This window comes from uncultured Duncaniella sp. (assembly GCF_910577345.1).
Taxonomy (GTDB): domain Bacteria; phylum Bacteroidota; class Bacteroidia; order Bacteroidales; family Muribaculaceae; genus Duncaniella.
This window is the reverse complement of sequence record NZ_CAJTMT010000036.1, coordinates 1-16245: the sequence shown is the minus strand read 5'-3', so window position 1 is coordinate 16245 and position 16245 is coordinate 1. Positions and strand designations below refer to the sequence as shown.

The window sequence follows — 16245 nt, the reverse complement described above, 5'->3', positions numbered from 1 at the left end:
ATTTACCCACACACCTTCGCGGTGACGCAATTTCGCCCTGGGGGCTTCATTGCGTTTCCGCTCGATGCGGGGTTATGGGTTGATACATAGGGGTGGGCATCGAAGATGTCCTATAATATCCCCCGATAGGTGTAGGCCAATTGTTTGGTTTAACCATCAATAGGTAATTCCCCGAATTTATATTACCCATTGTTTATCCGGATGCGTGTGTTATTGTCGGACATCTTCGATGCCCGTGGCGGAAATGGCATCCATTTACCCACACACCTTCGCGGTGACGCAATTTCGCCCTGGGGGCTTCATTGCGTCGCCGCTCGATGCGGGGCTATTATTGCATTGCTGCTGCGCAGCTTGTTATCTGCCATCCGGCACGGGAATGTCATGTCGCTAATTGGTTGCCATCCGGTAAGGTGATGCTTCTTCGCGGTTTATTGGTTGCCATAAGGTGATACCTATTTTATTTGGCATACGCGCTACAGCGCGTCCCTACAATGGATGGGTATGATGTTTTTTGGTATGGATATGATGGTTTTTTAGATTGCTTTTATGGATTAGGGTGGGGTTTAGGCCTTTTGGGGAGAGGCGGATTTTTGGGGGGTGGACTTTTTTAGGTTTCGGACTTTTTTGGGGGACTTTTTTAGGTGGCGGACTTTTGGGGTTTTCAGGTTTTTTTGAGGGGTGGTTTGCATTATCGCACCTTTTTGGGGGTGGGATGGGGTATATTTGCAGAAAAATAACATCAAAACACTCTTTGCAGAAAAATAACCTCAAATCCCCCTTACAACCATGCGTTTCTCCTCCTCTCCCCTCCATCATCGTGATGTCGAAATCTGTCATAACCTCCGACCGTCGGATCGTGGCGACGGCCTTGAGGCTGTCGGTAAGCCGGTACCGCTCCGGCTCAAAACTCTTCTGCGCGACGCGCGTCTGCTGCCCGGAGGCCGTATCATCGGGCCCGACGGCAGGGAATATCTGTTTTTGGAATATGGCGGAGTACTGCTCTGCTACGACGGCGAGAATCTGACGGCTCTCCCCGAAGCTCCCGGCTGTCCGTGCGGAATCATCCGCAGCGGTGACCGCTACCTTGTGTTGATGGGCGATGAAGAAGCCATGATGTGGCTTTTCGTCAACGATGACGGCGAATGGACATGGCGCAGCGCTGCCGCCATGCCCGAACCTTTGGCAATTGTCCGCAAGGACGAAGGGAGGCTCTCTGCCAAAATCGCCGGCTGCACCCTGCGCGGGAGCTACTCGGCGCGTTCGTCGCGCCTGACGGAAGCCGACGAGGGCACTGTTGCCAACCTCCTGCGGGATGCCTACTGTTCCATCGGCTATGCCGCCAATGCCCGTATGCTCTTCTTTCAGCCCGTGATTGTGCGCTATTGCCTCTTTGACCGCCAAGGGCGTGTGCTCTACACCTCCGCGCCTGTCATGGTCTCCTCTTCCGTCGGGCAGCAGTTGCTGAGTGTCGACCTCAGCCTTAGCGGTAACGGTTTCTCGACGGTGGGCGAGCAGACTGTCTCGGTCGAGGCTTTCAGCGTCATGCTCAAACCCTGCGCTCCACTCGGCGAGGAGTGGCACGATGTCGTGGGGGATGTATGTATCATGGCCACGCCCCAGCTCCATCCCTACGATGGCGGTGGCTATGCTCCATACCGCTTCGGGGCCTTCACGGCTACGGAAGGCACTTTGCGTGTCCACATTCCCGGTGTGAACGATGCAGTGGCGACACAGGGTGGCTATGGGTCGCGTCTGCGTTCGCTTGTCGAGGATGTGCTTGCCGGACTCGACGTATGTGTCCGCAGCATCGGCACCGCCCGTTTCAACCCCGTCAAGGGTGTCTGGAATGGCATAGAGTATCCCTTTTACAGCCCCATACTCGTGACGGGACGCGAAATCGAACTCCTCGACGAGCTGATTGACGAGAGCCGTGAGGCCCTTGCTTCAATCGCATCGCGCGGACGTGTGGCCGACACTCTTTCCGCCTCCCACTGGCTCTGCGCCGGTGCGGGCGATGAGGATGGCGACTGCATAGCCTATACCGATGTCGCTGCCAAGCGCTTCAAAGGTTGGCTCCCCTGCGAGTTTGCGGTCGAGACTGCCGAAAGCGATCCGGACGTGCCCGACACGGCTGCTGTAGCCTCGAAGGTGACCTTTGCCGACGGATCCTCCTGTGTGCGCAGCGGAATAGTCAGAGGTTTTTCAATCGGGGCTGTGTCGCCGTTGCTCACATATCCGTCGGCTGATGCCGTGAAGCTCGAACTGTTCTACGACAACCGCTACCTTTCCGTCCCTCTGCGTCCCGACCCCTCCGGCCGTTTTGCCTACTGGCTCTCGGAGACAGGCGCGCCGGTGAAAATGCAGCCCGACATGCCTGCTTTCATTCTCCCGACCGAGTCACCACGTTCTTTGCCGTTCCCGGGGATGGTAGCCGTCGCTTCCGCCTCCGATCCGCTCAGGGCAGTAGCCGTGGCCGACACTTCCGAGGGAAAGCCTGTCGCGCTGAGGGCCGCACCCTCCTCGGCGGGAGGATGGGAAGCGGGAAGTGCGCGATTCTATCTGTTCGGGTCGGGCGGTACCCATGCCTTGACCGTCAACTCCGCGCGGACGCGGCTGACGGTAAGGCGCATTGACAGTCGCCCCGTCGGGAGTGGAGATGCGGTCTGTGAACTCGGCGACAGTTCGATAGCCCTGCTTGCCGGGGAGGACCTTGTGAAGATTTCCGGTCAGAAAGTGACCACCTTGCGTCCATTTACAGGTGCGCGGAGTCTCGGTTGGAACGCACGGCGCGGTGAACTGACCTGCTTCCATTCCCCGGACCATCCCTGCCCCGAGAATTTCACACTGATTGAAGGAAATGTGGCCACACCTCTCTTTCCGGATGCCGTGATGACTGATTTGCAAGGACGCCTGCTCTACAGCCGCAGTGCGCCTCAACCGCGGTCGCTACTCTCTGTGGCCGGTGAGGTGGTCGGAATAGATGCCGACGGTCAGCTCTACGATTTCTGCCGTGAGAGCGATGAGGAGAGTGTCGATATTTATTATCGTGCGTCTATTGCTGCAAAATCCGGCACCACGAACGCCAAGCTATCCGGTGGTAGTATCGGATGCAGGAACAGCGCTTTTGCTTCGGGCCGGTATGACTTCGAGCTGCCGCTTTTCGGAAATGTTGAAACCGGACGCATCGAAATCCGTGGCGACAACGGCGCAGGAACCCTGCGCTCCGACCTGCTGACCGGAATAGAGCTTCGGGGCGAGATTTCCCATCTGCCGCCTCTGCGCGTACTCAGCCCCCACCGCCACAACTTCATCCTCAATCTCCATCTCCGTGCTAAATCATTGTTTCTCGGCCCGCGCGCATAAAATATCAACCATGATTCCCAACGAAATCCTTATCGAAAACGCGAGGCGGAATGCCTTGCTGAGCCGGTCGCCTGACCCAATTGTCGGCGATGAGGCCGATACGGGGCGCGAGGCATTTACTTTCGGCGGAAAAACATACTATCTCCCTGCCGAAATGCTCGCCGATCCTCGTCTGGCAACCGTCGGCAATGAGCGCGACCTTGCCCGCCTCCGCTTCCGCCATGATTTCCCTTTCTGGGCGGCCACTTGTGTGGTGATAAACGACAAAATCACCTCGCGCGACATCCCCTTCCGCCTCAACCGTCCGCAGCGGCGACTTGTCGGGCTGCTCGAACGTGAGCGGCGCGCCGGACGGCCTCTGCGCCTCATAATGCTTAAAGCCCGTCAGTGGGGAGGCTCCACGCTGATTCAGGTCTACTTTGCCTGGATTCAGATTATCCACTGCCGCAACTGGAACTCACTCATCTGCGCACATGTCAAGGACACCGCAGCCACTATCCGTGGAATGTACACCAAACTTCTCGCGCGCTATCCGGAAGAATACTGGGAGGAGGACAGCAAACCTGAGTTCAAGCCCTTCGAACGCATGACCAACACCCGTTTCATCCCGGGACGCGAATGTAAGGTGACGGTCTGTTCGAGCGAGAATCAGGAGTCGACGCGAGGTCAGGACTGCGCACTTGCCCATCTCAGCGAGGTTGCTTTCTGGAAGGATTCGCCGCTCCACAATCCCGCCGACCTCATGCGCTCGGTCACGTCGGGCATCGCCTCCAAGCCCCTCTCGTTCATCGCTATGGAGAGCACAGCCAACGGAGTGGGCAATTTCTTCCATAGCGAATGGCTCAGGGCTTCCACGCCGGGAGCAAGTGATAAAGTTCCCTTCTTTGTACCTTGGCATGAGATTGAGATAAACCGCAGCGAGGTCACCGACCCGGATGCGCTGTGGGACGGCATGGACGATTATGAGCGTGATTTGTGGTATAGCCACGGCTGCACCCTCGAAGCCATAAAGTGGTATCACAAGAAGCGCATCAGTTTCCCTGACCACCGCTCGATGATGGCGGAGTATCCCGGTACTCCCGACGAGGCTTTCGCCTCGACCGCAAGGAGCGTGTTCAACTCTGTTGATGTCGAAGTCCTGCGGGAAGGTTGCTGTGTGAAGCCCCTGCGCGGTGAGATAATCGCTTCCGCTGTCGGTGATGCGGGCACGACTGGAGGTCCGCGTTTCCAACCTTCGCCCGACGGACTGTGTGAGCTGTGGAAACATCCTCGTCCGGGTGGTGACTACATCGCCTGCGTGGACATCGGTGGCCGTTCGCGCGATTCGGATTTCTCGGTCATCTGTGTCATTGACCGCCACAGCGATTCCGACGCAGGCGCAATTCCGGAGGTGGTGGCGCAATGGCGGGGACATATTGACCACGACCTCCTTGCGCGGAAAGCCGGGGCGATAGGGCGCTATTACCGCGATGCGCTCCTTCTCGTGGAGAGTAATTCCTGGGAAAGCTCTTCGGAAGGGGAGGGGCGCTATATCCTCGACTCCCTTTCAGCCACATATCCAAATCTCTACTATCGGGCCGGAGCCGGAGGAACGGCAGGACAGACGGCGGGATTCCACACGAACGTTCGGACCAAGCCCGCGCTTATCGCCAACCTCGTGGCCTATATCCGTGACCGTGGTTATATCGAGCGCTCGGATGCTGCCTGCAATGAGTTTCTGCAATACGAATCTCTCCCCGACGGCTCCTACGCCGCCTCGCGCGGTTCCCACGATGATATTCTTATGACTCGCGCCATTGCCCTCTACATCCACGCCACTACCCGCCCGGCAGCCACCTTCCGCTTCACCGACCGCACCTTCCGCGCCATCCTCAACCGCTGCACCCGCTGACCCCTTCGGATTGCTTCAAAGAAGGGCACATAAGGACAAAAGGTCAGAAGAGACAGAATAATTTTTCAGTAGTCAGATTTGTTTATGACTGTTGACTGAAAAAACTTCTGTCTCTTCTGACCTTTTGTCCTTATGTGCCCTTCCTTGAATCCAAATAGGTCGGGCGCGACAAATTTGATTTCTTTATTTTCCTGCGGCGATAGAGTCTTTGCGGAACTGCTTGAGGAGTTTTTCGATTTCGAGAGAAATTTTGCGTGCGCGTGCGCCTGCAGCCTTATTGCCGTTTTCTACTTGTGCCTGTGCGTCTTTTGCAAATGCTTCAAAGTTGGAAGCGAGTTGTTCAACGAGGTTCTTCATCGTGGTTTCTTGGGGGTTAAGTTATTATTAAATATGGGAATTGCGGGTATTGATTCTGGTAAGAAGCCTTTTTGACATTGCTTGGATGCAAATATACGGACAAAAAAATTAAACTTCCAATAATTTTGTTAAAAATTCGACTATAAACCGCTCAAAATCCATACTTTTTAAGTTTTTTTCCTCATTTCGCTTATTTTCCCTAACTTTGAGCCCGCTTTTCACGCGTTATAGATATATCATGATTGACTTCAACCGATTTACCCTCCCGAACGGCCTTCGGGTTATCCATAACTATGATCCCACTACCGCGATGGTAGCGGTCAACGTGCTCTACAATGTCGGCTCCCGCGATGAGGATGCCGATATGACGGGGCTTGCCCATCTTTTCGAGCACCTTATGTTCGGCGGTTCGGTCAATATCCCTGACTTCGATGCGGAAATCGAACGTGCGGGAGGTATGAACAATGCCTGGACTTCCAATGACTTCACGAATTTCTATGACGTGGCTCCCGCGAGGAATTTCGAGACACTTCTGTGGCTTGAAAGTGACCGTATGCTCGGACTTGCATTCTCCGACAAGGCTCTGGAGGTGCAGCGCAGCGTGGTCATCGAGGAGTTTAAGCAGACCCACCTCAACCGTCCATACGGAGACCTCTATCATAAACTCCGCGGACTCGTCTACCGTCAGCACCCCTACGGTGTGCCGACCATCGGCAAGGATCCGTCGCATATCGAGAAGGTGACCCAGCAGGATGTCCGCGATTTCTTCTACAGCCACTATGCCCCCAACAATGCGGTGCTTGCCATAAGTGGAAATGTAAGTCCGGACCAGGTGCGCAGAGGTGTGGAGCGGTGGTTTGATTCCATCCCGCGTCGCGATGTCAAGCCCCGGACATATCAGCCCGAGCCGCAGCAGGATGCTCCGCGTGAGCTTGAAGTCAGCGGTCATGTGCCGCAGACCTGTGTGGTCGTTGCCTATCCCATGCCGGCCTACGGACAGCCGGGCTATATCGAGTGTGACCTTATTACCGACATCCTTGCTTCCGGACGCTCCTCGCGCTTCTATCGCCGCTTGCTGCTCGGAAGCGATCTCTTCACGTCGGCTGATGCGGTCATTACCGGCAGTGAGGAGACGGGTATGCTCATGCTCAAAGGCAACCTTGCCGACTCGTCGGAGGAGGCTGCCCGCAGAGCCGTCGAGCGCTTGATGGCCGAGGCTTCGGAACTCTGCTATCAGGCATCGCGCCCCGACCGCCTTTCATACCATCTGACAGAGGCACGTCCCGGTGGCGTGACCCCCTACGAGGTTGAGCGTGCCATCAATCGTTTTGCAAGCGATTTCACCTTCTCGTCGCTCAGCTATCTGCAGCGGGCGCAGGCTCTTGCTATGGCTGAGATGCACGGTGAGGACATCAACGAAATCGTCCCTGCCTACCGTCGTGTCACCACCGCGATGATTGCCACCACCGCCCGCCGCGTCCTCGACCCCACCCATGCCAATGTGCTCATCTATCGCCCGTGCTGAATTTATAGTATAGAGATTAAAGTATAGAGTATAGAGGTTCTCTAAGAGTATAGAGGGTAAAGTATAGAGTATAGAGGTTAGGATATAAGGTTAAGGCATAGCACAGAGATTAAGGCAGCCCAGAGGTTAAAGCAGTATGTATTATCTATACTCTATACTTTAATCTCTATACTATAACTTCCACAACTTGATTAATTGTTAAAAAACTCTAAATAAATCCTCTCCTTCCTCGCTCCCAATCCCTTTAACTTGCACGAAACCATAATTTTTGCTAAATTTGCAGTCAGAAAGTCACGGAGGAGGCCACTGAGCTTCCTCCATTATTTTTATATTCGCAAAATGATAGACAAAAATGAAGTCCGCCGTCTGGTGGACGAAGCTATAGCTGCAACGGATGCGTTTGTGGTTGACATCACTGTGTCGGCTGCAAATGATGTCGTTGTGGAGCTCGACAGCCCGACGGGTGTCGACCTTGACTTCTGCGCGGAACTCAACCGCACGCTCAACGAAGCTCTCGACCGCGAGGATGAGGACTACAGCCTTGAGGTTGGCTCCGCATCCCTCACCGCTCCCTTCAAGGTGAAGGGACAGTACGAGAAGAATCTCGGCAACGAGGTCGAGGTGCTGACCCGCGACGGCAAGAAGTTCAAGGGAGTCCTTTCGGCTGTTGCCGACGATGACTTCACCGTCGATGTCACCCGCAAGGTGAAGGAACCCGGAGCAAAGCGCCCCGTGATGGTCACCGAACCGATGGTCATCCCCTACGCTCAGGCCAAGCAGGTCTGCTACGTCATCAATTTTAAGTAAAATATTCCACGAAAAAATAAAAAACTCAACTCACATAATATCCCATTATGGCAAGAAAAGAAGAAGCTCCCAACATGGTGGAGCGTTTCGCCGAATTCAAGGAACTGAAAAACATCGACAAGACCACCATGATCAGTGTGCTGGAGGAGTCGTTTCGCAACGTTTTGGCCAAGATGTTTGGCACTGACGAGAATCTTGATGTCATCATGAACCCCGACAAGGGCGACGTGCAGATTTTCCAGAATCTCGAGGTTGTGCCCGACGGTGAGGTGACCAACCCCAACCTCCAGATCTCCCTGACCGATGCCCGCGCTGACGATGATCCCGATGTGGAGATCGGCGAGGAGCACACCAAGGAAATCTTCTTCGCTGACTTTGGTCGTCGCGCCATCCTCAACCTCCGTCAGACCCTCCAGTCGAAGATTCTTGACCTTCAGAAAGAGGCTGTCTATGCCAAGTTCAAGGAACTCGAAGGTGAGCTCGTGTCGGGCGAGGTTTATCAGACTTGGTCGCGCGAGACCCTCCTCCTCGACGATGAGAAGAACGAACTTCTCCTCCCGAAGAGCGAGTCGATTCCCGGCGACTTCTTCCGCAAGGGTGAGAATGTGCTTGCTGTCATCGCCAATGTCGACAACAAGAACAACAACCCGAAGATTACCGTATCGCGCACCAACGAAGCCTTCCTCCGCCGCCTTTTCGAGCGTGAGGTTCCCGAAATTGTCGACGGTCTCATCAGCATCCGTGCCGTTGCCCGCATCCCGGGTGAGCGCGCCAAGATTGCTGTCGAGAGCTTCGACGACCGTATCGACCCTGTAGGTGCATGTGTGGGTGTCAAGGGTTCCCGTATCCACGGTATCGTCCGCGAGCTCCGCAACGAGAACATCGACGTTATCAACTACACCGCCAATCCTCAGCTCTTCATCCAGCGCGCCCTCAGTCCCGCGAAGATTTCGAGCATCCATCTCGACGAAGAGGAGAAGAAGGCCGAAGTCTTCCTCCACCCCGAGGAAGTGTCTCTCGCCATCGGTAAGGGCGGTCTCAACATCAAGCTTGCATCCATGCTGACAGGCTATGTCATCGATGTTTACCGCGACACCCCCGAGGAGATCGACGAGGACATCTATCTCGACGAGTTCAAGGACGAAATCGACGGCTGGGTCATCGACGCACTCAAGGACATGGGCTGCATCACTGCAAAGACCGTGCTCAGAACACCCCGTCAGGAACTTATCGACCGTGCCGACCTCGAAGAGGACACCGTCGACAATGTCATCCGCATCCTCAGCGCTGAATTTGAGGACGAGGAACCGTCGTCGGCTCCCGCTGAAGAGGCTCCTGCTGAAGCCGCTCCCGCAGAGGAACCCGCTGCCGAGGAGGCTGCTCCTGCCGAAGAGCCTGCCGCCGATGAGGAGCCCAAGGAATGATGTGAGCTTTTCCGCATACCTTCTCCCTCTCACCTCTTAACCAATTAAAACATTACCACAAAGCAATATATGCCGAGAATAAAAATCAGTCAAGCCGCCAGAGAGTTCAACGTCACCATCCAGTCATTGGCTGACCAGTTGAACAAGAAGGGTATCTCAATTGATGCCTCGAATCCTAACACCCGTCTGGATGAGAGCGCCTACGATATCCTTGTCCAGGCTTTCCAGCCCGACCGCAAGGAGCGCGAACGCATCGACCGTATCCGTCAGGAGAAAGAAAAAGAAAAAAACGCGTCAACTCCGGCTGCTCCGTCAGCTCCGGTTGCTCCGTCAGCCCCCTCCGACACGGTGTCGAAGGGCACTCCCCACATCCAAGGCCCGAAGGTGGTCGGCACAATCTCGCTTGACAAAAATAATAATCCCATTCCGGCCCCTGCCCCCAAGGTAGAAGCCAAGCCCGAGCCGAAACCGGCTCCCGCTCCTGTGAAGGAGACTCCAAAGCCGGAAGCTCCCAAGGCAGAGGTGAAACCGGAGGCTCCCAAGGCTGCACCGGCTCCCGTGAAGGAAGCTCCGAAGACTGAGGCTCCCAAGCCTGCCGAGGCCCCCAAAGCTGAAGCTCCGAAGGCTGAAGTGAAGCCTGAGGCTCCCAAGGCAGAGGTGAAACCGGAGGCTCCGAAGGCCGCACCGACTCCCGTGAAGGAAACACCCAAGACCGAGGCCCCGAAACCTGCCCCGGCTCCCAAGCCTGCACCCAAAGCAGAGGCAAAACCCGCACAGAAACCTGAAGCCCCCAAGGCTCAGCCTAAACCCGCACCCGTGAAAGAGACACCCAAACCCGAAACTCCGAAAGCCGAGGCCGCACCCGCAGCTCCCAAGCAGGAGGATGAAGTGTTCCGCTATCAGTCTGATGCACAGGTAGTGGCTCCGAAGGTTGTCGGTCATATCGACCTTTCAGCCCTCAATCAGTCAACCCGTCCGAAGAAGAAATCGAAGGAGGAACGTCGCAATGAGCGCATGAACCGTGGCGGCCAGAACGGCGCAGCCAATTCTGCTCAGAGTGGCGACCGCAAGAAGCGTCGCCGCATCGGCGGTAAGGTCGACATCGAGAAGACCGTCAATCAGGGCGGCGGTGAAGGCAGCGGTAACAATGGCAACAACGGTGGTGGCAACAACCACGGCAAAGGTGGCAACAATAACCACGGTGGTGGTAATGGCGGTAACAACGGCGGTGGCCGTGGCGACCGCGAGCGTGGCGGACGTAACCGCGACCGCAACAAGCGTCCTGTCCACACCGAGGTCAACGAGGAGGACGTACAGAAGCAGGTACGCGAAACCCTCGCCCGCCTCACTTCCAAGGACAAGGGTCAGAAGAAGGGTGCCAAGTGGCGCAAGGAGAAGCGCGAGGCTATCGCCAACCGTGCGCATGAGGCGGCCGCTGAGGCAGCAGCAGAGAGCAAGGTGCTTAAGCTCACCGAGTTTGTGACTGCCAACGACCTTGCCATCATGATGGATGTGCCCATCAACAATGTAATCGCAACATGTATGAATCTCGGCGTGATGGTTTCAATCAACCAGCGTCTTGATGCCGAGACCATCAATATTGTGGCTGAGGAATTCGGCTACCAGACTGAATATGTGTCGGCTGAAGTGGTCGAGGCAATCCATCAGGAGGAGGACAGCGAGGAGGAACTCGTCACCCGTCCGCCGATTGTGACTGTCATGGGTCACGTCGACCACGGTAAGACTTCGCTTCTTGACTACATCCGCAACGCCAACGTTATCGCCGGTGAAGCCGGTGGTATCACCCAGCATATCGGTGCCTACAACGTGAAACTTTCCGATGGCCGTCACATCACCTTCCTCGATACTCCGGGCCACGAGGCGTTTACCGCAATGCGTGCCCGTGGTGCGAAGGTGACCGACCTCTGTATCATCATCGTGGCAGCCGACGACAATGTCATGCCGCAGACAATCGAGGCCATCAACCATGCCTCGGCTGCCGGTGTGCCCATCGTCTTCGCCATCAACAAGATTGATAAGCCTGCCGCCAACCCCGACAAGATTAAGGAAGAGCTTGCTCAGATGAACTATCTCGTCGAGGAGTGGGGTGGCAAGTATCAGTCGCAGGATATTTCCGCTAAGAAGGGTATCGGTGTTGAGGAACTCATGGAGAAGGTGCTTCTCGAGGCAGAACTTCTCGACCTCAAGGCCAACCCAAACCGTCGCGCAACAGGTTCAATCATCGAATCGTCGCTCGACAAGGGTCGCGGTTATGTGGCCACAGTGCTTGTCCAGAACGGTACACTCCGTGTCGGCGACACCATCCTTGCCGGTACTCACTTCGGCCGTGTGAAGGCTATGTTCAACGAACGTAACCAGCGCATCACCGAGGCCGGTCCCGCCGAGCCTACCCTCATCCTTGGTCTGAACGGTGCGCCCACCGCAGGCGATACCTTCAACGTGATGGAGACCGAACAGGAAGCGCGCGAAATCGCCACCAAGCGTGAGCAGCTTCAGCGCGAACTCGGTCTGCGCACTGCCAAGCGTACAACTCTTGAGGAAATCGGCCGCCGCCGTGCCATCGGAAACTTCCACGAGCTTAACATCATCGTCAAGGGTGACGTTGACGGTTCTATCGAGGCTCTTTCCGACTCGCTCATCAAGCTTTCGACCGAAGAGGTTAAGGTCAATGTGCTCCACAAGGCTGTGGGTGCCATCTCGGAGAGCGACGTCACTCTCGCTGCCGCTTCGGATGCCATCATCATCGGTTTCCAGGTGCGTCCCTCGCAGGCTGCCCGCCGTGCTGCCGAGCGTGACGGTGTTGAAATCCGCCTCTACTCTGTCATCTATCAGGCCATCGAGGAGGTCAAGGACGCTATGGAAGGTATGCTTGCTCCGGAAATCAAGGAGGAGGTCATCGGTACAGCCGAAGTGCTCCAGACATTCCACATCTCGAAGGTGGGCACAATCGCCGGTACTATCGTGCGTGAGGGTCGAATCAAACGTGGTTGCAAGGTGCGCCTGATCCGCGACGGTATTGTCCGCTATACAGGTGAACTCGGTTCGCTCAAGCGTATGAAGGACGATGTCAAGGAGGTTACCTCGGGCTACGATTGCGGTCTCTCCATCGCAGGTTACAACGACGTTCAGGAAGGCGACCTTATCGAAGCATACGAGGAGGTTGAGGTTAAGAAGAGCCTCTAAGCCTTCATTCATGAACTGAAAAGATACAAAAGAACAGACGGGCAGAAGAGACAAAAGACTTCTGCCCGTTTGTTTTTCATTTAGCGTTCGCTGTTTGCAGTTGGAAAAAGGTACATAAAGACAAAAGGTCAGAAGATACAGAAGATTAAATTCAAGTAAATTATGCTTCTGTTGTAGATTATACTTCTAAAAGGTACATAAAGACAGAAGGTCAGAAGAAACAGAAGATTAATTTCAAGTAAATTATACCTCTGTTGTATATTATACTTTTGTTGCTTTTGTCTATTTTGTTCTTTTGTATCACTTTTTTTGTACCTCTTCTTTGATTCATTTTTAGTAGAGATGATAGATATACATATAAACATAGGCTCGAATAGCGGTGACCGTGAAGCGCTGATTGAACGGGCGGTGGTAGCCGTGTCGTCGATATTTCCGGATGCTGTTGAAATCCGCCGTTCCGATATTATCGAGACCCCGCCGTGGGGCTTCGATTCCCCCAATCCATTCCTGAACATTGGTATGCTCGTACGTCTGGACAGCAATCCGGCCCTGAATATTGGTATGCCTGTATGTCCAGACGACAAGGCAGCGCTGAACATTGGTATGCACATGCGTCCGGACGGCAATCCGGGCACGGTTGTAGGGACGCGCTGTAGCGCGTATGCCAGACGGAATAGTGATGAAAATGGTATAAAACCCGATTCAGATACGGTATCAGAGAATGTAGCGGATTCTGATTGTATTTCATCCGGCATACGCGCTACAGCGCGTCCCTACAATGCCAGCCGGATTGAATCCGAGCTTGTGGACGATGTAGCCGACATATCGCAAAAAATGAAGGAGAAATTTGCTGTGGATGTACTCCATAGCCTCCAGCGAGTGCAGGCATCGATTGACCCGTCGCCTCACCGCGACGCAACGGGAGCATACATTGACCGCGCCATCGACATCGACCTCATAGCCATCAACGACTGGATTGTGGAAACCCCCGAACTGTCGCTTCCCCATCCGCGTATGCTCCTGCGGGATTTTGTAATGATCCCCTTGAAGCAACTCGACCCGCAATGGAAACATTCATGCGACTGATACGGGTTGGAATAATGTCGTGTCCGCCCTTCGTCCGCCTGACACGGATTTCTATAATGTCGCGTATACTCTGCGCCCGCCTGACACGGATTTCTATAATGCGAGTCCGCCCTCCGTCGCCCTGTCGGGAGAAGCGGATTTATTCGTGATAATGGATTGATATTGTGGGAAATTATGGCTATATTTGCGAATGGCGATTATGCAGTATTCCACTACAGATGTTGGAGTGCGAGCTAATGCTCTTTTTGCAATTTTATAAAATACGCGATAGATTATGTCAATAGGCAGGGAAAAGTGTAGGATTCTGAAAGAAATCCGCCGTCGGATTGCAGAGGTCAACGGGATTGAGTATGTGACGTCGGAATGTCGTTACAAAGGGGACTGTGCCGGAACCTGTCCCAAGTGTGAGGCGGAGGTGCGCTATCTGGAGGCTGAGTTGCGTGCGCGCCGGCTGCTTGGTAAGGCTGTGATGCTTGCCGGAGTCTCGGCAGGAGTGGTCGGACTGGCGGGAGGTGCAGAAAACTTATCGGCTAATGTTGGTCCCGAATTGCGTAGTGATAAGGAATTGGCCATGCCTGCTGTTTATCAATCGAACCGCCCGAGTGGAGATTCAGTTAAAACACAAAGAGGGGAGGTTATTATAGAACATCCCGGTGAGGAGGTAATAATAGATAATAATGATTTTGAACCTGATCCGGATGTCGTGTATACTGTTGTGACAGAGAGTGCGAGATATCCCGAAGGAAATGATGGGCTAACAAAGTTTTTAAGCCAAAATATGCGTTATCCCAAGCAGGCATTGGACGATCGGATAGAGGGTGTGGTGGTATGTCAATTCGTGGTAGATACTTTAGGGAACCATAGTGGGTTTAAAATAATCCGACATGCGAACCCTTTGTTGGAAGAGGAGGCTCTCAGATTGGTGAAGACTTTGCCGAAATTCATACCGGCAAAATATAAGGGAGTGAAGGTGAAGTCATGGTTCACTGTTCCGGTGAGATTCAGATTGCCGAAAGATGAAAAGACGGAGGTTGAGGGTAAGGGCGTTTAGATGAAAAAATTCCCATCATGTCTATAATTTGAATCAATTCCTCTCTACTCATGGAAAATGAATTTGCAAGGATTACGGGTGTTTCGCGTCACCGTCTGGGTACGGATGGTGATGGGGTGACGACGCTTGTGGTTTTCCACGGATGTCCGTTGAGGTGTAGGTATTGCCTTAATCCTCACACTTTGGAATATCCGGAACGATACAGAGAAATGTCTGTGGCGGAACTTTATGCCGAGACGGTGGTCGATGAGTTGTATTTCATTGCAACCGGTGGCGGGGTGGCATTCGGAGGGGGTGAACCGGCCTTGCATCCCGGATTCATCCGGGAGTTCCGGGAGCTTTGCGGTGACGAGTGGCGGCTGACTCTTGAAACGTCGCTCAATGTCTCACGGGAGAAGATTGAGGCTCTTCTGCCGGTGATTGATATGCTGGTCATTGACATAAAGGATATGAATCCGGAGATTTACCGGGCTTATACGGGTCAGCATAATTTGCGTGTGGAGGAGAATCTGCGATTGATAGCTGAGGCCGGGAGACAGAGAGACTGTCTTGTGCGCATTCCGCTTATAGCGGGATTTAATACTGATACCGACCGCGAACGAAGCCGGAAATGGCTTAGTGAGCTCGGGTTCTCACAATTTGATTTTTTCAACTATAAAATACGCGATAGATTATGTCAATAGGCAGGGAAAAGTGCAAGATTCTGAAAGAAATCCGCCGTCGGATCGCAGAGGTCAACGGGATTGAGTATGTGACGTCGGAATGTCGTTACAAAGGGGACTGTGCGGGGACCTGTCCCAAGTGTGAGGGGGAGGTGCGCTACCTGGAGGATGAGTTGCGTGCGCGCCGGCTGCTTGGTAAGGCTGTGGTGCTTGCCGGAGTCTCGGCAGGAGTGGTCGGATTGGCGGGATGCTGCGAGAAGAAGGTAGCTGTGCAGGATGAGGCTGTGACGGAGACGTCTGTGCAGGAGGTAGATACGGTTAAGAAGAAGAGGTGTATGTTGTTTGTGGATTCGAGGCCAAAATGGGACCCTGATAGTAATGTATACTACGATGATTATGTGGATTATTATGAGGAAGAGGTAGATACTAATCGTGTCTACACGGTTCCTGATGTCAAGCCGGAGTTCCCCGGAGGGAATAAGGCTGTGTTGGATTTTGTAAAGGATAATATTGTTTATAGTCCGGAGATGGTTAAACAAGATGTATGGGGGAGAGTAGTGGTGAGGTTTGAGATTGATAGGGAGGGGCATGTCTGTAATCCGGAAATAATTCGCAGTAAAGGGGCGATTCTGGATAGTGAGGCTTTGAGGGTGGTCATGATGCTGCCTGATTTTAAGCCTGCGGAGGTTAAGGGTGTGCCTGTGAGGTGTTTGTATGTTCTTCCGGTTACGTTTACTCCTCGGAAGGAGGGGTGAGGGGGGGATGGTAAATCGGTGTCCTGTCGGACACCTTTTTTTTGTTTGAGGGGAGGGTCCCCGCACATCTTCGCTGTGCTCGATGTACGGGGTTACGAGTAAATCGATGTCCTGCGGACA

11 protein-coding genes are annotated in these 16245 nt (G+C 54.1%); 10 read left to right on the top strand and 1 reads right to left on the bottom strand.

Annotated elements, in window-relative coordinates:
• Positions 1 to 786 precede the first annotated feature (786 nt).
• Both QZ310_RS12070 and QZ310_RS12065 read left to right on the top strand, forming a co-directional pair.
• A complete protein-coding gene (locus tag QZ310_RS12070) occupies positions 787 to 3363 on the top strand; it encodes a hypothetical protein (protein WP_297073164.1) in 2577 nt (858 codons plus the stop codon).
• Positions 3364 to 3373: 10 nt separating this feature from the next.
• Complete coding sequence (locus tag QZ310_RS12065; protein WP_297073162.1) at positions 3374 to 5254, top strand: hypothetical protein; 1881 nt, start codon at positions 3374 to 3376, stop codon at positions 5252 to 5254.
• A gap of 183 nt (positions 5255 to 5437) precedes the next feature.
• Here QZ310_RS12065 and QZ310_RS12060 read toward each other — a convergent pair whose 3' ends face one another.
• Positions 5438 to 5611: a histone H1 gene (locus QZ310_RS12060; RefSeq protein WP_297073160.1), complete on the bottom strand. Its 174-nt coding sequence runs from the start codon at positions 5609 to 5611 to the stop codon at positions 5438 to 5440.
• A gap of 238 nt (positions 5612 to 5849) precedes the next feature.
• Between QZ310_RS12060 and QZ310_RS12055 the strand changes: the two genes are divergently transcribed.
• From QZ310_RS12055 to QZ310_RS12020, 8 genes are all read left to right on the top strand, one after another.
• Complete coding sequence (locus QZ310_RS12055) at positions 5850 to 7136, top strand: pitrilysin family protein (protein WP_297073158.1); 1287 nt, start codon at positions 5850 to 5852, stop codon at positions 7134 to 7136.
• Between the two features lie 339 nt (positions 7137 to 7475).
• Positions 7476 to 7943, top strand: coding sequence for a ribosome assembly cofactor RimP (rimP, locus tag QZ310_RS12050; protein WP_297073156.1), 468 nt, complete (start codon positions 7476 to 7478; stop codon positions 7941 to 7943).
• A 47-nt stretch (positions 7944 to 7990) separates the two neighbouring features.
• Positions 7991 to 9367: a transcription termination factor NusA gene (gene nusA / locus QZ310_RS12045; RefSeq protein ID WP_297073154.1), complete on the top strand. Its 1377-nt coding sequence runs from the start codon at positions 7991 to 7993 to the stop codon at positions 9365 to 9367.
• A gap of 69 nt (positions 9368 to 9436) precedes the next feature.
• Positions 9437 to 12571: a translation initiation factor IF-2 gene (gene infB / locus QZ310_RS12040; protein ID WP_297073152.1), complete on the top strand. Its 3135-nt coding sequence runs from the start codon at positions 9437 to 9439 to the stop codon at positions 12569 to 12571.
• 342 nt (positions 12572 to 12913) lie between these two features.
• Complete coding sequence (locus QZ310_RS12035; RefSeq protein WP_297073150.1) at positions 12914 to 13657, top strand: 2-amino-4-hydroxy-6-hydroxymethyldihydropteridine diphosphokinase; 744 nt, start codon at positions 12914 to 12916, stop codon at positions 13655 to 13657.
• A gap of 274 nt (positions 13658 to 13931) precedes the next feature.
• On the top strand, positions 13932 to 14708 hold the full coding sequence (locus QZ310_RS12030) for an energy transducer TonB (protein WP_297073147.1): 777 nt from the start codon (positions 13932 to 13934) through the stop codon (positions 14706 to 14708).
• 50 nt (positions 14709 to 14758) lie between these two features.
• Positions 14759 to 15391, top strand: coding sequence for a radical SAM protein (locus tag QZ310_RS12025; protein ID WP_297073145.1), 633 nt, complete (start codon positions 14759 to 14761; stop codon positions 15389 to 15391).
• On the top strand, positions 15382 to 16125 hold the full coding sequence (locus tag QZ310_RS12020) for an energy transducer TonB (protein WP_297073143.1): 744 nt from the start codon (positions 15382 to 15384) through the stop codon (positions 16123 to 16125). The genes QZ310_RS12025 and QZ310_RS12020 overlap by 10 nt, the downstream gene beginning before the upstream one ends.
• The last annotated feature ends 120 nt before the right edge of the window (positions 16126 to 16245 follow it).